We start from the raw sequence: 16,806 nt of genomic DNA on the forward strand, positions 1-16,806 counted from the left end.
CACCCGAGCCGACTCCGGGACCAACCTCGAGGAACCCACCATGGCCGACGCCTCCCATTCCATGACCGACAACCTGCCGCGCCTCGCCCACCCGGACGGCAGCCCGATCCGTGCGCTCGTCGTCGACGACGAGACCAGCCTCGCGGAACTTGTCAGCATGGGACTGCGCATGGCGGGCTGGAGCGTGACGACGGCGAACGACGGCGCCACCGCCGTGGCCGCGGCGCGCGACTTCCGCCCGGACGTCCTGGTGCTCGACGTCATGATGCCGGGGGTCGATGGTATCGAGGCGCTGACGAAGATCCGCTCGTTCGCCCCCAACGTCCCGGCACTGTTCCTCACCGCGAAGGACGCCGTCCAGGACCGCATCGCCGGGCTCTCTGCCGGCGGTGACGACTACGTGACCAAGCCCTTCAGCATGGAGGAGCTCATGCTCCGCCTGCACCGGCTGGTGCAGCGCTCCGGCGTCGCGGCGTCGGACTCCGCCGAACTGGTGGTCGGGGACCTCGTGATGAACGTCGACACCCGGGAGGTGACCCGGAGAGGCGAGGACATCGCCCTCACGTCCACCCAGTGGGACCTGCTGCGCTATCTCATGGAGAATCCGCGGCGCGTGGTCAGCAAGTCGCAGATCCTCGACGACGTGTGGAACTACGACTTCGGCGGGCAGGCGAACATCGTCGAGCTGTACATCTCCTATCTGCGCAAGAAGATCGACGTCGGCCGCCCCGCCATGATCCACACCGTGCGCGGCGCCGGCTACGTGATCAAGCCCGCGCTCCCGTGAGCCACCCGCCCGTTCCTGCCGGCCCGGGCGGGCGGCGCCCGCTGCACCTCCGCACCACGCTGATCCTGACGACCCTCGCGTTGCTCACCGCGATCTGCATCGCCATCGGCGTCTTCAGCCACCTCGCGATGAGCACCTACCTGACCGGGCAACTCGACGAGGCCCTGAAACAGGCGGCCACTCGCGCAGGATTCCCGGGTGGACGTCCCCCCGGTGACGATGCGCGTCCCTTCCGCGGTATCGGACCGGATGATATCGACCCGGGTGACGCAGCCGGCCAGCGGCCAGGCACCCTGAACGCCGTGTTCGCGGACGGCGAGGCGCAGAACTCCGGGCTCGTTCTGGACGACGGCACCACTGCCTCGCTCGTGCAGGCCGACCTCGACACCCTGGCCGGTATCGACCCCTCTGCGGGGCCCGAGGAAGTCACCCTGAGCACGGGGGACTACCGGGTGGACGCCGCGGAGCTCCCTACCGAGCTCACCACCGACGGGACCGTCCTGGTCACGGGTCTCTCCACCACGGAGCGCGACAGTACGCTCGTGTCCCTCGACATCACAGTGGCCGGGCTGTCGCTCGCCGGACTGGTCCTGACAGGGCTCGCCGGAACAGCCATCATCAGGCGGTCCCTGCGTCCACTCGAGGAACTCAGCGCCGTCGCGACCTCCGTCTCCCGGCTGCCGCTGTCCTCCGGCGAGGTGGCGATCCCCGTGCGGGTGCCGCCCGCTGCCGCCCAGCCCGGGACGGAGGTGGGGACGGTGGGGCTCGCGCTCAACGAGATGATCGACCACGTCACCAGCGCCCTACGGGAGCGGCACGCGAGCGAGATGAAGGTCCGCCAGTTCGTCGCCGATGCAAGCCACGAGCTCCGCACGCCCCTGACCTCGATCCGCGGCTACACGGAACTCGTCCTGATGAGCGAGTCGGTCAGCCCGTCCGGGCGGTCTGCGCTGGAGCGCGTGGACAGCGAGTCCAGACGCATGTCCAGCCTCGTCGAGGATCTCCTGCTGCTCGCGCGCCTCGACGAGGGGCAGCGTGGTGAAGTGGCCGACGTCGACCTCACGGAACTCGTCATCGAGACCACCAGCGATGCCCGCGTCGCGGCGCCCGGCTACTCCTGGGGTTTGGACCTGCCCGAGGACCCCGTCGAGATCCGGGCCGTGGGTACCGAGATCCGCCAGATCCTCATCAACCTGCTCTCGAACGCCTACAAGCACACACCGCCGGGAACGTCCGTCAGCACGGCGCTCACCGTTGCACCGGGCCCCGACGGCGGCACGGCCATCCTCACCGTCACGGACAGCGGCCCCGGGATCGACCCCGCATTCCTCGACACGATCTTCACGCGCTTCAGCCGTGGAGATTCCGCGAGGACCGCGACGGAGGGGAGCACAGGGCTCGGCCTCGCCATCGTCCACGCACTCGTCCAGGCCAACGGCGGTGACATCAGGGTCACCAGTGAGCCGGGGCGAACACAGTTCCGGGTGCAGCTCCCCCTGGCATCGGCGCTGACACAGGGAGCGTCCTGACGCCGTCGTCGCAGATCCGCAACTGCCGGCATGAGTGGCGAGCACCTGCACATTCCCGACAGGGGGCAGGCACAGCAGCGGCACAGCAAACGTCACGAGCATTGGAGCAGACCGATAGCCCTACTCGGAGGAAGCCATGCCCCGCCCACCGCTCAGCCTTTCCACAGCCGTCGTCGCAGTACTCGCGCTCGCCGGATGCAGTTCGATCGGCACCGCCGACATCGCAGCACGTACCGGCCAGACCGGCGCGATCACGGTCCTCACAACAGGTTCCAGCTTCTTCACCGACAGCCCCCACACCGTCAGTGTCGAGTGGGACGAAGCAGACTACGACGCCATGATCGACGCCTACGGTGTGGATGAGTCCAAGGAGTGGATTCATGCGACCATCACGATCGACGGAGCCGTGTTCGAGGACGTGGGGGTGAGGCTCAAGGGGAACTCGACCCTCCGGGCGCTCCAGGGCACCGGGGGAGCGGGTGGTGCCGGCGGCACCTCTGCCGATGTGTCAGCGGACGACCCCCAGACCCTGCCCCTGCTGGTCGACTTCGACAAGTACGTGGACGGCCAGGACTTCGACGGCCTCACCCAGCTGGCCATCCGGCCGGGCAGCCCCGTCGTCAACGAGGCGCTCGCACTGGCCCTCACCGCCGCGTCGGGGCAGGCGAGCCAGCGCTACGCCTACACCACCTACTCGGTGAACGGGAGTGCGACCGAGACCCGGCTCGTGATCGAGAATCCCGACGAGGACTATGCCGATGCCCTGTTCGACACGTCCGGAGTCCTGTTCAAGGCCGACGCGGACTCGAGCTTCACCTATCAGGGGGATGACCTCGCCACCTACGAAGACCAGTTCAAGCAACTCAATGCGGAGGATGAAGCGGACTTCCAGCCCATTGTCGATTTCCTCGAGTGGATGGAAGGAGCAAGCGACGAGGAATTCGACGCCGGTCTCGCCGGCCGGGTCGACGTCGAGTCCTTCGCGCGGTACGCGGCGACCATGAACCTGTTGGTCAACGGCGATGACATGGCAGGGCCGGGCCACAACTACTACCTGCGGTACGACCTCGATACCGGGAAGATCTCCGTCATCTCCTGGGATCTCAACGGGGCCATGACGGGCGACGCGACGCTGTCCGCCGATGAGCAACCGAGTATCGGTGGCATGGGAGGACAGGGTGGTCCTGGCGGTATGGGCGGCGGTATGAACGGCTACGGAGGGGGCGGCATGGGCCCGGGCGGGCGCCCCGGCGCGGGACCGTCCGGGAACGGCGCCGGGACCCAGCCGCCCTCCGCGGACACCGCGGTCGCGGAGCAGGACGGCTCCTCGCCGCCCGGTGGTGGCCTGATCGATCCCGGCACAGCCCAGGACCAGACAGCTCCGGACTCCGGCGGAGCTGGTGGCGGAATGGGGGGCACGGGAAGGATGGGAGGCAACCTGCTCAAGGAGCGGTTCCTGGCATCCGACGCCTTCGCGGAGGCGTACGACTCCGCGTATGCCGATCTCTACGGGCAGATGTACGGAGACGGTACGGCGTCCGGTCTGCTAGAGGACATCGCAGCATCCATCCCGACCAGTGACGCACTGACCCAGGAGGAGATCGACCAGCAGGTCGACACGCTGTCGGCGTTCGTCGAGGAACGGACGGACGCCCTGGCAGACCAGGCCGGCTGACCTATCCAGGGGCACCCGGGAACCGCTCACGCCGGCTCCCCGGTGCCCTTCTCGTCCCGAGGCGAATGCCCGATGCTCACAGCTTCGCCATAAGAACGGCACACGCCAGCCATAGGGCGGCTCCATAGAACTGGAGTATGCCTACTTCCTCGAAGACCCGGACGCCGGGCCGTCTCCGCAGAACCATCATCGCGTCGTCCCTCGCCGTGACCCTCGCCGCAGGCGGTACGACAGCCTGGGCTCTCGACAGGTTCGTCGTCGAGAAGGTCGAGATCTCGAATGTCTCCGCGTACGAGGCGGAGCAGACGACCGCCACCGGGACACCGTCCGGCTCCTCGTCCGGCACGACGTCCGGCTCCGATGCGGCGTCCGGCACGACCTCCGCGGACGTCCTTACCGACACGTCCTACGCGTCGGCGGACAGCAGCATCGACATCTCCACCGTCGTCACGGGGTCCGGTGACGAGACGGTCACATACTACGTGGCCGACGTCGACCTCACCGATGCGACGACGCTCCGTTCGGCCTTCGCCGAGGACAGCTTCGGGGAGAACATCACCGACACCACCTCGGCGATCGCAGAGGACAACGACGCGATCTTCGCCATCAACGGTGACTACTACGGCTTCCGGGACACCGGGATCGTGATCCGCAACGGCGTCGTGTACCGCGACGACGGCGCGCGGGAGGGTCTGGCCTTCTACACCGACGGCACGGTCGAGGTGTACGACGAGACGGCCACGACGGCGGACCAGCTGGTGGCGGACGGCGTCTGGAACACACTCTCCTTCGGGCCGTCCTTGCTGGACGCCAGTGAGATCGCCGAGGGCATCGAGGACATCGAGGTCGACACGAATTTCGGCAACCACTCCATCCAGGGCGAGCAACCGCGCACCGCCATCGGTGTCATCGACGAGAACCACCTGGTGTTCGTCGTCGTCGACGGGCGGTCCGACGGCTATAGCGACGGCGTCACCATGACAGAGCTCGCGGGGATCCTGCAGGGCCTGGGTGCCACGACCGCCTACAACATCGACGGCGGCGGCTCCTCGACCATGTACTTCGATGGCGAGCTGGTCAACAATCCACTCGGCCGGGGTGAGGAACGCGCGACGTCCGACATCCTTTACATCGGACAGTAGGGCCGTGCCATGATCATCCTCATCCCGGCGTTCGAGCCGGACGCAGCACTCCCCGACCTCGTCCGCGACCTGTTCGCCGCAGATCCGCGCCTGGTGGTCCTGGTGGTCGACGACGGCAGTGGTCCGCGATTCGCCGCGGTGTTCGAGACCGCCCGCCGCTCCGGCGCCACGGTCATCGGTTATCCGCACAACCGGGGCAAGGGACAGGCCCTCAAGACCGGGTTCGGGTATGCGGAACGCCACCATCCCGGCGAAGGCGTGGTCTGCGCGGACAGCGACGGCCAGCATGCGGTGCCGGACATCCTGCGCGTCGCCGCGCGTGTGCTCGGCATCGCAGGCGTCTCCAGTGTCTTCGGTGGATCCGGTGGATCCGGTGGGTGCGGTGCTTGCGGTGGCGGGGGCGATCCCCAGGATGAGTGCCGCGACGATCGGCACGCTTCGCGTCCGGCGATGGTCCTGGGGGAGCGGACCTTCGACGGCGAGGTCCCCGTCCGCAGCCGCCTGGGGAACGCCCTCACCCGCACCCTGTTCCGATACTCCGCCGGCGTGCGGCTGCACGACACCCAGACCGGGCTCCGCGGGTATCCCGCTGCACTGCTTCCCTGGCTCCGGTCGGTGCGGGGTGACCGCTACGAGTACGAGCTCAATCTGCTGCTTCACGCAGGGCAGGCAGGGTATCGGATCGACAGTGTCGAGATCTCGACCATCTACCTTGCGGGGAACAGTTCGTCCCACTTCCGGCCCCTGGTGGACTCGGCCCGCATCTATGCTCCGCTGCTCAGATTCTCCCTGTCCTCGCTCGCCGCCTTCGGGATCGATCTGGCGGCCTTCGTGGTGCTCGGCTTCATGACGGAGTCGCTGCTGCTGACGGTCGTGGGAGCGAGGTTGATCAGCTCCTTCATCAACTTCCTCAGCAACCGCAGCCTCGTCTTCCCCGACGGTCGGCACAGGCCTCTCCTGCCGGCCGCGAGCCGGTACTTCGGGCTGGTCGTCGCCCTGCTCGCCGCGAACTACGCAGCCATCCTCGTGCTGACCGTCGCCGGGATGCCGGACGTGCCGGCGAAGGTCCTGACGGAGATCCTCCTCTTCGCCGTGAGTTTCACCGCCCAGCAACGCTTTCTTTCGGGACGGGGAAAAGGGCACCGCGGTACAGCTCATATGAGGGGCTCTGGGCCGGCACAGCCCCGGCACAGACTCCGCGTCGATCGTAGAGAACGAACAACTGCCCATCTTCTGGAGAACACGCCATGAACATCCTGATCCTCATTGCCGCAGACCTGCTGGCCATCACGCTCCTCACCGTCGGCCTGTACCTCCGCCGCCACCGCCGCCGCGATCTGGTGGTCTCCTATCTCGGCATGAATGTCGGAGTCCTCGCGGTTGCCACCGCCCTCTCCGGGTCGGCGGCCGGAGTCGGCCTGGGCCTCGGCCTGTTCGGGGTCCTCTCGATCATCCGGCTCCGCTCCACGGAGCTGGCGCAGCACGAGGTGGCCTATTACTTCTCCGCTCTCGCCCTCGGCCTCATCGCGGGCCTCGGTGCGGAACCGCTGTGGCTGCCCCTGGCCCTGATGGGCCTGATCCTCGTGGTCATGTTCATCGGCGACCACTCAGGGGTCCTGCCGGCCTACCGGCACCAGATCGTCGTGCTGGACCAGGCCATCAGCGACGAGACAGCGCTCCATGCCCGTCTCGCCGACGTGCTGGGCGCACGCATCCACTCCGCCACGGTGTCCGAATTGGACCTCGTGAACGACAAGACCATCGTCGAGGTCCGCTACGAAGCGGCGGCTGCCGGCCCCCGGGCCGTGCCGGCCCCCGCAGCGCCCCTGATCGCCACCCTGCCCGATCGCCCGACCGGCACCACCTACGCCGCGCACCTCCCGGAGACCGTACCCGGCGCAGACCCGGCCCTGGTGCCGGCGGACAGCGGGCGCAGCACGGCGGGCAGGCCATGAGCACCGGCACCTTCGCGGACCTGGACCACCGGCCGGCGGTCAGCCTGGCCGACCTCAACAGTGCAGCCGCGCTCCAGACGAGGACGGACCGCAAATACGTGGTCGAAGCGCATCGGGCAGTCGATGCCATCGAGGCCTTCGGTGCCGAGGTGCAGGTCCTCGAGATGGCGGGGCGACGCACCTTCGCCTACGACTCCGTCTACTTCGACACTCCAGCCCTGGATAGCTACCTGCTCGCCGCCCACGGCAGGCGTCGCCGCTACAAGATCCGCACCCGCACCTATGTGGACAGTGGCATCAGCTTCCTCGAGGTGAAGACCGAAGGCGCTCGGGCGGCCACCGTGAAGGAGCGCATCCCCTATGAGCCCTCCGACAGCCATCGTCTGACGCCCGCGGGTCTCGACTACATCAACGAGACGCTCGCCTGCTCCATCGGGTCGGTACCCTCGGGAAACCTCCGGCCGGTGATCGAGACCGCGTATCGACGGATCACGCTCTACCTGCCCAGCTCCGCGAGCCGCGCCACGCTCGACCTGGGCGTCACCTGGCGCCGCCCGGGCGGGCAGGCCCACGAACTCGACGGCGCCGTCATCATCGAGACGAAGTCAGGCAGTGCGGCGAGTGCCCTGGACCGCCACCTCTGGGCATACGGCATCCGGCCCTGCAGGATCTCCAAGTTCGCCACCGGCATGGCCGCGCTCGACCCGTCGCTTCCGGCCAACCGCTGGCACCGCACCGTCTCGACCACCCTCCCGCTTCGCCCCCTCTCCCGCTGACCTGCGCGATTCCGAACCTCCCCACCCAAGGACACCTCATGCGACTCCTCTCCACGATCCGGACCACGACCCTCAGGACCTCCGTTGCCGGCCTCGCGCTCACACTGGCGCTGGCCGGCTGCAGCGTCGGTACCACGGCGGGCGCCGGCTCCACGACCTCCACCACGCAGTCCGCCGGCACGGCCACGACGGATTCGGCTGCCTCCGACACGACCGCGACCGCGGAGTCCGGCGACACGAACGCGACGACCGCCGTCGTCGCCGACTCCACGGCCATCGCGGAGGACACCCACTACGATGACGACGACCTCACCTGGGATGCGGCCGACGAAGTCGCTGTCACCCTGGCCGACGGCTCCACCAGTGCGGCGGGCGACGGCGTCACCGTGGACGGAGACGTCGTCACCATCACCGTTGCCGGGACCTACCGCCTGTCCGGCAGCCTCACCGATGGTCAGGTCGTCGTTGCCGCGGGAGAGGAGGACGTGGTCCGCCTCATCCTCGACGGCGTGGAGCTGACCAGCAGCACCGGCTCCCCGCTCGTGGTGACGACCGCAGACGAGGCCCTCGTCTACCTCGAGGACGGCAGCACCAACACCCTGACCGATGCCGATTCCTATGCGGACGACAGCACGGACGCACCTGACGCCGCGCTGTACTCGATGGCCGATCTCACGATCGCCGGTGACGGGAGCCTGACGGTGAACGGCACCTCGAATGACGGCATCGTCTCCAAAGACGGGCTCGTCCTCGCAGACGGTGACGTCACCGTCGACGCGGTCGACGACGGCATCACGGGCAAGGACTACATCGCGCTGCTCGGCGGAACGTATGACGTGACAGCCGGCGGGGACGGCATCAAGTCCACCAACGAGGACGAGGACGGCCGCGGCTGGTTCACCGTCTACGGAGGTGACCTCGTGGTGTCCTCGGGCGACGACGGCGTCAAGGCGGCGACCACGCTCACCGTGGATGCGGGAACGGTGACGGTCACGGAGTCGGTGGAGGGTATGGAAGCACCCCACATCATCATCAACGGGGGTACTTCCGAGGTCACGTCGAGCGACGACGGCGTGAACGCCGCGGGTGGCTCAGCGGAAACCACCAGCGGCATGGGCGGCATGGGCGGGGGCATGGATGCCGTCGGCGACTACACGGTCAGCGTGACGGGAGGCTCCCTGACCATCACATCGGACGGCGACGGCCTGGATTCGAACGGTGACGCCGGCATTACCGGTGGGACCGTCGTCGTGAACGGCCCGACCGGCGAAGGCAACGGAGCCCTGGACGTCAACGGCGAACTGACGGTCGACGGCGGGACCGTCGCGGCGGCCGGCAGCGCGGGTATGGCGGTGGCACCGGGCGCCGCCTCCACACAATCCGGGGTGCAACTCACGTTCGCCTCCACCGTTCCGGCCGGAACGGCGATCCAGATCGCCGACGCCGACGGCACCGTGGTGGGGTCCTTCGTCGGCACCAAGGACACGGCCTCGCTCATCTTCTCCTCGGCGTCGATCGCGGCGGGTGAGACCTACACCGTCTACACGGGCGGCACCACCACCGAGTCGGAGGGCGTCACCGAGGGAACCCTCGACGGCGCCGACGAGCTCGGCACCGTCACGGCGGGCGAGTACACCCAGTCGCAGGGACCCGGCAGGCGCTGACAAGGATCCGCCCGGGCACAGCCGCCGGCGCCCGGGGCTCGAGGTCACCGAGCTCCCGGGCACCGGTCGGTCAGCCACCGCCCGGACTGCTGGGGCTTCACCGTCCGTGCAGCCCTCATCGCTGCGCCGACAGCCGGTACCGATGCCGCTGGGTCCGCTCGCAGCTCAGGCGCGCGGAGCACCCAGGTCCACGGGATCCTCGTCGGTCACATAGGCGAACTCCGAGTGCGCCGAGATGTCGATGCCCCGGAGCTCGTCCGCCTCCTCGATCCGGAGGCCGATGGTGCGCTGGAGAACCTGGGCGATCACCCAGGTGACCACGAAGGAGTAGGCGAGCACCGCCAGCGTGGCGAGCGACTGGATGCCGAGCAGCTCCAGGCCACCCCCGTAGAACAGGCCGGCAACTCCGTTCGGGGCGTCCTCCGTGGCGAACAGGCCGATGAGCAGGGTACCGAGGATTCCACCGACCAGGTGGACGGCGACGACGTCGAGCGAGTCGTCGAAACCCAGGCGGAACTTCAGTTCGACGGCGAGCGAGCAGACGGCCCCCGCGATGGCACCGATGGCGAGGGCGCCCATGGGGCTCACCGCCCCGCACGCGGGAGTGATGGCCACGAGGGCCGCGATGAGACCCGACGCCGCACCGAGGCTCGTGGCCGCGCCGTTCCGGATCCGTTCCACCAGGGCCCAGGCGAGCAGCCCGGCGGAGGCGGCGACGGCAGTGTTGAGGAAGACCACCGACGCGGCCTGGCCGGCCGAGAGGGCGGAGCCTGCGTTGAAGCCGAACCAGCCGATCCACAGGAGACCGGCACCCACGAGGATCAGGGGCCGGCTGTGGGGCCTGGCATGATCGACCGTCGGCCAGCCGTGGCTCCGCCCGAGCACCAGCGCCAGCGCAAGAGCCGCGATACCCGCGTTCATGTGGACGGCGAGGCCACCGGCGAAGTCGATCGCTCCGAGCGTGTTCGCGATCCACCCGCCGACCACGGAGCCGTCCTCGGAACTGAACGCGAAGACCCAGTGGGCGATCGGGAAGTACACGAGGGTGGCCCAGACACCCGCGAAGATCATCCACGCCCCGAACTTCATGCGACCGGCCGCGGCCCCGGCCACCAGCGCCGTCGTCACGCAGGCGAAGAACAGCTGGAAGGCCGCGAACAGGATCGGCGGGATGGAGGCCGAGGGATCCTCGGCGAGGAGCTGGCCCATCCCGGCGTACTCGGCCACGTCACCGATCAGGCCGAGGCCGCCCACCGAGTTGCCGAAGGCCATCGAATAGCCGAACAGTGCCCAGAGCACGGCGACGAGGCTCGCGCCGCCGAAACACATCATCATCATGTTGAGGATGCGGCGCGAGCCGACCATTCCTCCGTAGAACAGTGCCAGCGCGGGGATCATCAAACAGACGAGTGCAGAACTGGCGAGAATCCAAGCGACGTTTCCAGAATCCATGGGAGTCCATTTCCGTGACAGCGCTCCTGCGTGCCGGAGGGGACTGGGCCCGTGCTCGCACCGGGGTGTGGTGCGCAACCGGGAGGACACGCCGCGCTGGATCATGGTAGTCAGCGCGACGTTTCGGAATCCCGCGAACGGGGTTAATTCCGTGTTACGCCGCGCTTCGGCACTAGCCGCCCGCCACGGACTGGATGATCATGACGGTCGAGCCCGCCGGGACAGCTGTTCCCAGACCGTCCAGGCGCCGCACGTCCTCGCCGTCCACGTAGATGTTCACGTAGCGTCGCAGCGCCCCCGTCTCCTCACGGATCCGCTGGTCCAGCAGCGGGCGCCCCTCACCGAGGCCGTCGAGCAGTGACGCGACGTCGCCGTCGTCCGGCACGTCCATGCTGACCTCGCTGCGGCCGTCGATGTACGCGCGGAGCAGGGTGGGGATCAGGACGGTCACCGCGCCGCGGGCATCGGTCGCTGCAGTGCGCATGGCGTGCACGGGCGTCAGGCCAGAACGACGGCGGCGCGCACCGACAGCACGTCCGGTAGATGGCTCGCGATCTCCTGGAACGTGCGGCCCTCGTCCGCGCTCCCGTAGACGCTCCCGCCGCGCGTGCCGAAGTACACACCCGTCGTGTCCGCGTCGTCCACGCAGGCGGCGTCGCGCAGCACGGCATTGAACTCGCTCGTCGGCAGTCCGGCGTCGCTCGCCTGCCAGCTGGCACCGCCGTCGTCGGTCCGGTGGACCGCGAGATGCCCGTCCGGCGGGATGCGCTCGCCGTCGGCCTTGAGGGGGATCACCCAGGCGGTGCCGCTGCGATGCGGGTGGGAGAGCATCACGAAGCCGAAATCGGCGGGAAGGCCATCGGCGATGGACTGCCAGGAGTCTCCCCGGTCCGTGCTCGCGTACACGCCGTGGTGGTTCTGGGCGAAGAGACGGTCCGGATCGACGGCGTCGCGCGCCACCTTGTGCACGCACTGGCCGAACTCCGGCTCCGGGCCGGGCATGAAGTACGCGCTGATCCCCTTGTTCTTCGGTTCCCAGGAGGTTCCGCCGTCGTCCGACCGGTACACACCACCGGTGCTCATGGCGACGTGGAGGGTTTCGTCCGCCGGGCTCGGCAGCACGGTGTGGGCTGCTGCGCCACCGAAGCCCGCGCCCCACTCGCTCCGGTGCGGGTGGTCCCACAGGCCACGGTTGAGCTCGAAGGTCTCACCATGATCGGTGGACTTCCAGACCGAGATGGGCTGGCATCCGGCCCAGACCACGCCGGGGCGGCTCTCGGCGTCGGGCTGGATCTGCCAGACCCGCTCGAGGGCGGCGCCGTCCTCCGCTGCGAAGCGGATGCTGCCCTCCTTCGGCTCCGTCCAGGTGGACCCGAGATCGTCCGAGTGGGCGATGCAGGGGCCAAAGTGCCATGACATGCGCCCGGCGAAGAGGCGTGTGCGCCCGCCACGGGTGTCGATGCCGACGCTCGGGATCTCCTCCATCAGGAAGAGCGGATCGGACAGCGACCACGTTGCTCGATCCGTGCTCGTCGCGAGCCACAGGCCCTTCTTGGTGCCGATGGCGAGGAGTGTGGTTCCCGCTGCTGACATGACTGCCCCCGTTGGCGTCGTGGATTCCTGATGCAGATCACTTGGGAGGATGCCACCCGCCACTCGTTTTGTACAGGGGTGGCTACCCGCTTCTGTCCTGATCCTTCTACGTGCGGGTCCGGCCGTGTCAGAGTGGAATTATCCGGACGCTGGGGCGCGGACAACCCGTTCACCCAGGAGGCAATCCGTGCGTCAGACAGTTCTCGGAACACCCGCGCCGGCACGGCTGTGTCCGGCATCCGGCCACGATCCGTGCGTCCGTTCATACTGCGAGGGCAAGTTCTGCGTCCAGTCCACCACCGCGGGGCTGCAGCTCTGGTGGGCCGCCGGGTCCCTGCTGAACAGCACCGACGTCGAGAGCGCCCACCACGCCGTCCGCGACCTCTCCGAGGGGTACCTGCTGCCGCTGGTCGTCCATCTGCAGGCCATGACCGGGATCGCCGCGGACGCCCGGGCCCTCATCCTCGAGGACGAGATCGCCGCGCGTGTCGCGTTCGTCGGGACGGGTCCGGTGGACCAGGTCATTGCCGCCTTCCTCGACCACGGCATCTGCGAGTCCCGTTACTTCGAACGTGCACAGCTCGCTGCCGAGTGGGCCGGGGCCGGCTGCCCCGCAACCTAGTCCGACGCACCGCCGGGAGAGCGGCCGACGGCGGGTCGCTCGCGCTCGTCGATGACCGTCGGAAGGCCGAACGCCTCGAACAGTTCCGGGTAGAGGAAGTTGTGGTGGCCGATGATGCGCCCGCCGTCCGTCTCGATGACCTGGATGGCCCAGGGCTTCCACAGTCCGGGTTCCACGAAGTGGTAGTTGGCGAACCCGCCCGCACCGTTGACGTCCAGCGGGATCAGCCGTCCGTTCTCGCAGACGCTGCCCTTCCCGACGAACCATGCGATCACGTCGTCCGGCCCGCTGAGCCAGAGGCCGAACGGCGGCATCGAGAGGACCACATCGTCCCGCAGCAGCGATACCAGCAGGTTCATGTCGTAGGCCTCGAAAGCGCGCAGGTACTGGTTCAGCAGGTGCCGGTGCGCGGGGTCCTCGAGAGGCATCGATGCGGCGGCCCGGTGCGAGGACATGGTCTTCCTGGCCCGCTGCAGGGCACTGTTGATGGAGGCAGGGGTCACCTCGAGCAGGGTGGCCACCTCCGAGGCGGACCAATTCAGCACCTCGCACAGGATGAGCGCGCTGCGCTGGAGCGGCGGCAGGTGCTGGAGCGCGGCGACGAAAGCCAGCCGGATGCTGTCACGGGCTTCGGCGACGGCGGCAGGATCCCCGGAGGTGTCGATCACGCGCTGATCGGGAATCGGCTGGACGAACGCGTTCTCCGGCAGGGGCGCGCCGAGCACGGCATCTGCTGTCCGGGTGGAGGCCCCGAGGTCCATCGGCCGGGCCCGCCGCTGGGGACTGCGCACCATGTCGACGCAGACGTTGTGTGCAATACGGAACAGCCAGGTGCGCAGGGAGGACTGGCCGGCGAAGGAATCCCGCGCCGACCAGGCCTTGATCATGGTCTCCTGGACGGCGTCCTCTGCCTCCGACGACGCCCCGAGCATCCGGTAGCAGTAGCTCGTCAGGTCCCGGCGGGACGACTCGAGGAGCTGCTCGAAAGGGGTGCCGTCCGGGCCGGTCGGCATCGTCGTAGCCTGCTGCGAGGCGGCGGTGACGGGCTGCATGGCTCGAGCGTAGCGATGCCAGGGGGACCGCGGGAGGTATCCGGCGCATAAAGTTTCGTCCTGAAGCGATGACTCCCGTGGCCGCGTGCCGTCTACTGGAGGACAGCAGCACTTCATCCGGACAGGAGCACTTCCATGCGTCGAGTCACAGCAGGCCTCTTCTCCTCCGTGGACGGGGTGGTCGAGTCCCCCCATCTCTGGCAACTCGACAGCTTCGACGCCGAACTCGGGGCCGGGATGGGCGCGATGATCAGCAGGGTGGACACCGTGCTGCTCGGACGCCACGGCTACGAGGAATGGGCGGAGTACTGGCCCGCGGCCGAGGCAGCGGACCCCTTCGGATCCTTCATCAACCCGGTCGAGAAGTTCGTGGCGTCCCGTACCCTCTCGGGGCAGCTCGGCTGGACGAACGCGTCCCTCATGGACCAGCCGCTCGAGGACTTCGTCCGCGCACTCAGACAGACGGAGGGCGGCGAGATCGCAGTCTGCGCCAGCATCTCCCTGGTACGCCAGCTCCTGTTCGCCGGGCTGCTCGACTCGCTGATGCTGATGACCCACCCCGTGGTCGCGGGCGCGGGTCGCCACCTGTTCGGGCCCTCGGACCCCGTCACGAGGCTCGAACTGCAGGACGTCACGACGACGAGCAGGGGCAATGTCCTCGCTTCGTACGGTCTCCGTCCCGGGACGGCAGGGGAGTAAGCATGTCTTTCCAGGCATATCTCGACGCCATCGAAGCGAAGACGGGGCTGACCCCACGGCAGCTCGTGGCGCAGGCCAGGGACCACGGCTTCGATGGTCCGGGCGCGAAGGCCGGGGAGATCGTCTCCTGGCTGAAGGAGGACCACGGGCTCGGGCGGGGCCATGCCATGGCACTGGTCCACGTCATCAGGAACGGGCCCACCATCAGCGGACAGCACGTGGGGAGCGGCGGCGTCCATGCGGATGCCTCCACGGAGTTGTGGCTCGATGGGGTCGCATCGAAACCCGGTCCGTGAACGTCGAGACGGAGCCGCCCTAGACTGCTGCCCATGGCCGTCCTCATCGATCCGCCGTCCTGGCCCGCCCACGGAACGGTCTTCTCGCACCTGGTCTCGACGTCGTCGCTCGCTGAACTGCACGCCTTCGCGGGTGCCGCCGGCATCTCCCGGCGCGCCTTCGACGAGGACCACTACGACGTACCGGCGCGGCGGTATCGCGAGCTGGTCGAGCGCGGCGCCGAGGAGGTCAGTGGGACGGAGCTGGTGCGGGCGCTGATCGCGAGCGGACTCAGGGTCCCGGCGCGACGGCGCGGGCCGAAGCTTCGCGCGGCCCTCACCTCCCGGTGGAACGCCCTGCTTCCGCAGGATCCCGCACTCGGCGCGGAGCTCCTCGACCGGTGGGGCGAGCCGCACCGCCGGTACCACACGCAGACCCACCTCCTGGCTGTCCTCGAGGCACTCGACCTCCTCCTGCACGCTTCGGACGCGGCTCTCCGGCGTCCGGTGCGCCTGGCCGCGTGGTTCCATGACGCGATCTATGACGGTGCGGCCGGCGACGACGAACGCGCGTCGGCTGCCCTCGCGGCTGCCCGTCTGGCCGGGCGGATCCCCGCTTCGGAGGTGGATGAGATCGAGCGCCTCGTGCTCCTCACGATCAGTCACGATCCGGCTGACGAGGACCGCGCAGGGCAACTCCTCTGCGACGCCGATCTCGCGGTTCTCGGCGGCGGCGACGTCGACTACGCGCGCTACACGGCAGCCATCCGCGAGGAGTACGCCCAGCTGACGGATGAGGTATTCGCCGCCGGCCGGCGGGAGGTCCTGACGCGGTTGATCGCCCTCGAGCCGCTGTTCCGCACCCCAGCGGCGCAGGGTCGCTGGGGCGACCGTGCGCGGCGGAACCTGCAGCGGGAGCTGACGGGGCTCGGCTGACCGGACGGGGCAGGCGTGGCGGGTCAGTGCCGCCCGGCGGTGGTATCAGTTTGCGGGAGACCGGGGAGACGTCGGACCCTCACGTCCTGGGTCTTCAGGACCACGTCGGTGATCCAGGGGAGTTTCTCCTCATTGCTGTGCACCACCCGCAGGTAGGGGAGCAGCCGCGCACGACGGCGTCGGGGTCCTGGTGTCGCATGCCACCCATGCCTTGTCATCCCCGCGGGCCTCGGTGGTGTTCAGGCCCGGTCGTGGAGGGTGATGTGGTAGCCGTCCGGGTCGGAGAGGGTGAAGGTGCGACCGAAGGGTCCATCCACGGGACTGGAGACGATGGGGTGGCCGTGACTGACGAGAGTGTCGTGGATGGCCTGGACATCTGTGGCGTGGAGCCAGATCGCGGCTCCGATTCCGGGCTGGACAACGGATGTGAAGTCCGTCCCGGGAATACGGTCCCGAAGTGCGAAGGCGATCGGGGTCGTCTCGAAGACGACGGCGTGGGGCGGGCCGGCTGGAGAGCGGACGAGACCGAGATGCTGCTCATAGAACGCCTGCGATGCATCGAGGTCTCTCACCTGGAGGGAGATGAAATCTGGGCCGGTGACGGGCATACGCTACTCCTGGGTTCGCCGTCAGTTATCTGCCATGAAAA

Annotated in this window: 17 protein-coding genes; 12 read left to right on the forward strand and 5 right to left on the reverse strand. The window is 68.6% G+C overall.

The window, feature by feature from the left end; all coding sequences use genetic code 11:
• Nucleotides 1-40: 40 nt before the first annotated feature.
• The 8 genes from FJV46_RS06060 to FJV46_RS06100 all read left to right on the forward strand — a co-directional run bounded on the left by FJV46_RS06060 (nucleotide 41) and on the right by FJV46_RS06100 (nucleotide 9,528).
• A complete protein-coding gene (locus FJV46_RS06060; protein ID WP_087028947.1) occupies nucleotides 41-787 on the forward strand; it encodes a response regulator transcription factor in 747 nt (248 codons plus the stop codon).
• Complete coding sequence (locus FJV46_RS06065; protein ID WP_232008532.1) at nucleotides 784-2,316, forward strand: HAMP domain-containing sensor histidine kinase; 1,533 nt, start codon at nucleotides 784-786, stop codon at nucleotides 2,314-2,316. The genes FJV46_RS06060 and FJV46_RS06065 overlap by 4 nt, the downstream gene beginning before the upstream one ends.
• Nucleotides 2,317-2,452: 136 nt before the next feature.
• Complete coding sequence (locus FJV46_RS15685; protein ID WP_087028945.1) at nucleotides 2,453-3,991, forward strand: CotH kinase family protein; 1,539 nt, start codon at nucleotides 2,453-2,455, stop codon at nucleotides 3,989-3,991.
• Between the two features lie 137 nt (nucleotides 3,992-4,128).
• Entirely contained in the window at nucleotides 4,129-5,133 is a 1,005-nt protein-coding gene (locus tag FJV46_RS06075; protein ID WP_087028943.1) for a phosphodiester glycosidase family protein, read from the forward strand.
• 9 nt (nucleotides 5,134-5,142) lie between these two features.
• Complete coding sequence (locus FJV46_RS15565) at nucleotides 5,143-6,384, forward strand: bifunctional glycosyltransferase family 2/GtrA family protein (protein ID WP_087028941.1); 1,242 nt, start codon at nucleotides 5,143-5,145, stop codon at nucleotides 6,382-6,384.
• Entirely contained in the window at nucleotides 6,381-7,088 is a 708-nt protein-coding gene (locus tag FJV46_RS06090) for a DUF4956 domain-containing protein (protein WP_087028939.1), read from the forward strand. Before FJV46_RS15565 ends, FJV46_RS06090 begins: the two co-directional genes overlap by 4 nt.
• The gene (locus FJV46_RS06095; RefSeq protein ID WP_087028937.1) at nucleotides 7,085-7,864 is read left to right on the forward strand and encodes a polyphosphate polymerase domain-containing protein; all 780 of its coding nucleotides are present in this window, start codon (nucleotides 7,085-7,087) and stop codon (nucleotides 7,862-7,864) included. The genes FJV46_RS06090 and FJV46_RS06095 overlap by 4 nt, the downstream gene beginning before the upstream one ends.
• A 38-nt stretch (nucleotides 7,865-7,902) precedes the next feature.
• Nucleotides 7,903-9,528 (forward strand): carbohydrate-binding domain-containing protein, encoded by a 1,626-nt coding sequence (locus FJV46_RS06100; RefSeq protein WP_087028935.1) that lies wholly within the window; start codon nucleotides 7,903-7,905, stop codon nucleotides 9,526-9,528.
• Nucleotides 9,529-9,693: 165 nt separating this feature from the next.
• Here FJV46_RS06100 and FJV46_RS06105 read toward each other — a convergent pair whose 3' ends face one another.
• The 3 genes from FJV46_RS06105 to FJV46_RS06115 form a co-directional block, all read right to left on the reverse strand.
• Entirely contained in the window at nucleotides 9,694-10,980 is a 1,287-nt protein-coding gene (locus tag FJV46_RS06105) for an ammonium transporter (protein ID WP_087028933.1), read from the reverse strand.
• Nucleotides 10,981-11,152: 172 nt separating this feature from the next.
• Entirely contained in the window at nucleotides 11,153-11,464 is a 312-nt protein-coding gene (locus FJV46_RS06110) for a MoaD/ThiS family protein (protein ID WP_087029381.1), read from the reverse strand.
• Nucleotides 11,465-11,478: 14 nt separating this feature from the next.
• Entirely contained in the window at nucleotides 11,479-12,573 is a 1,095-nt protein-coding gene (locus tag FJV46_RS06115) for a WD40/YVTN/BNR-like repeat-containing protein (RefSeq protein WP_087028931.1), read from the reverse strand.
• Nucleotides 12,574-12,760: 187 nt separating this feature from the next.
• On the opposite strand from FJV46_RS06115, the gene FJV46_RS06120 reads away from it, so the two are divergent.
• Nucleotides 12,761-13,195: a hypothetical protein gene (locus FJV46_RS06120; protein WP_087028929.1), complete on the forward strand. Its 435-nt coding sequence runs from the start codon at nucleotides 12,761-12,763 to the stop codon at nucleotides 13,193-13,195.
• Here FJV46_RS06120 and FJV46_RS06125 read toward each other — a convergent pair.
• Nucleotides 13,192-14,247, reverse strand: a complete 1,056-nt coding sequence (locus FJV46_RS06125; protein ID WP_087028927.1) for a sigma-70 family RNA polymerase sigma factor — start codon at nucleotides 14,245-14,247, stop codon at nucleotides 13,192-13,194. The genes FJV46_RS06120 and FJV46_RS06125 overlap by 4 nt on opposite strands.
• Before the next feature lie 135 nt (nucleotides 14,248-14,382).
• On the opposite strand from FJV46_RS06125, the gene FJV46_RS06130 reads away from it, so the two are divergent.
• From FJV46_RS06130 to FJV46_RS06140, 3 genes are read left to right on the forward strand one after another with little or no spacing between them, the layout of a single operon-like run.
• The gene (locus FJV46_RS06130; RefSeq protein WP_087028926.1) at nucleotides 14,383-14,946 is read left to right on the forward strand and encodes a dihydrofolate reductase family protein; all 564 of its coding nucleotides are present in this window, start codon (nucleotides 14,383-14,385) and stop codon (nucleotides 14,944-14,946) included.
• Nucleotides 14,947-14,948: 2 nt separating this feature from the next.
• Complete coding sequence (locus FJV46_RS06135) at nucleotides 14,949-15,242, forward strand: DUF4287 domain-containing protein (protein WP_087028924.1); 294 nt, start codon at nucleotides 14,949-14,951, stop codon at nucleotides 15,240-15,242.
• Between the two features lie 33 nt (nucleotides 15,243-15,275).
• Nucleotides 15,276-16,157 (forward strand): DUF4031 domain-containing protein, encoded by an 882-nt coding sequence (locus FJV46_RS06140; protein ID WP_087028923.1) that lies wholly within the window; start codon nucleotides 15,276-15,278, stop codon nucleotides 16,155-16,157.
• A 239-nt stretch (nucleotides 16,158-16,396) separates the two neighbouring features.
• On the opposite strand, the gene FJV46_RS06145 is transcribed toward FJV46_RS06140, so the two are convergent.
• A complete protein-coding gene (locus FJV46_RS06145) occupies nucleotides 16,397-16,765 on the reverse strand; it encodes a VOC family protein (RefSeq protein ID WP_087028921.1) in 369 nt (122 codons plus the stop codon).
• Nucleotides 16,766-16,806 lie beyond the last annotated feature (41 nt).

Source organism: Arthrobacter agilis (assembly GCF_006494655.1).
Lineage (GTDB): Bacteria > Actinomycetota > Actinomycetes > Actinomycetales > Micrococcaceae > Arthrobacter_D > Arthrobacter_D agilis.

What these genes read in the sequence shown, in the direction of transcription:
- FJV46_RS06060 (WP_087028947.1), top strand. Translation starts at nt 41, where the DNA reads ATGGCCGACGCCTCCCATTCCATGACCGACAACCTGCCGCGCCTCGCC.
- FJV46_RS15685 (WP_087028945.1), top strand. Translation starts at nt 2,453, where the DNA reads ATGCCCCGCCCACCGCTCAGCCTTTCCACAGCCGTCGTCGCAGTACTC.
- FJV46_RS06075 (WP_087028943.1), top strand. Translation starts at nt 4,129, where the DNA reads ATGCCTACTTCCTCGAAGACCCGGACGCCGGGCCGTCTCCGCAGAACC.
- FJV46_RS15565 (WP_087028941.1), top strand. Translation starts at nt 5,143, where the DNA reads ATGATCATCCTCATCCCGGCGTTCGAGCCGGACGCAGCACTCCCCGAC.
- FJV46_RS06090 (WP_087028939.1), top strand. Translation starts at nt 6,381, where the DNA reads ATGAACATCCTGATCCTCATTGCCGCAGACCTGCTGGCCATCACGCTC.
- FJV46_RS06095 (WP_087028937.1), top strand. Translation starts at nt 7,085, where the DNA reads ATGAGCACCGGCACCTTCGCGGACCTGGACCACCGGCCGGCGGTCAGC.
- FJV46_RS06100 (WP_087028935.1), top strand. Translation starts at nt 7,903, where the DNA reads ATGCGACTCCTCTCCACGATCCGGACCACGACCCTCAGGACCTCCGTT.
- FJV46_RS06105 (WP_087028933.1), bottom strand. Translation starts at nt 10,980, where the DNA reads ATGGATTCTGGAAACGTCGCTTGGATTCTCGCCAGTTCTGCACTCGTC.
- FJV46_RS06110 (WP_087029381.1), bottom strand. Translation starts at nt 11,464, where the DNA reads ATGCGCACTGCAGCGACCGATGCCCGCGGCGCGGTGACCGTCCTGATC.
- FJV46_RS06115 (WP_087028931.1), bottom strand. Translation starts at nt 12,573, where the DNA reads ATGTCAGCAGCGGGAACCACACTCCTCGCCATCGGCACCAAGAAGGGC.
- FJV46_RS06125 (WP_087028927.1), bottom strand. Translation starts at nt 14,247, where the DNA reads ATGCAGCCCGTCACCGCCGCCTCGCAGCAGGCTACGACGATGCCGACC.
- FJV46_RS06130 (WP_087028926.1), top strand. Translation starts at nt 14,383, where the DNA reads ATGCGTCGAGTCACAGCAGGCCTCTTCTCCTCCGTGGACGGGGTGGTC.
- FJV46_RS06135 (WP_087028924.1), top strand. Translation starts at nt 14,949, where the DNA reads ATGTCTTTCCAGGCATATCTCGACGCCATCGAAGCGAAGACGGGGCTG.
- FJV46_RS06140 (WP_087028923.1), top strand. Translation starts at nt 15,276, where the DNA reads ATGGCCGTCCTCATCGATCCGCCGTCCTGGCCCGCCCACGGAACGGTC.
- FJV46_RS06145 (WP_087028921.1), bottom strand. Translation starts at nt 16,765, where the DNA reads ATGCCCGTCACCGGCCCAGATTTCATCTCCCTCCAGGTGAGAGACCTC.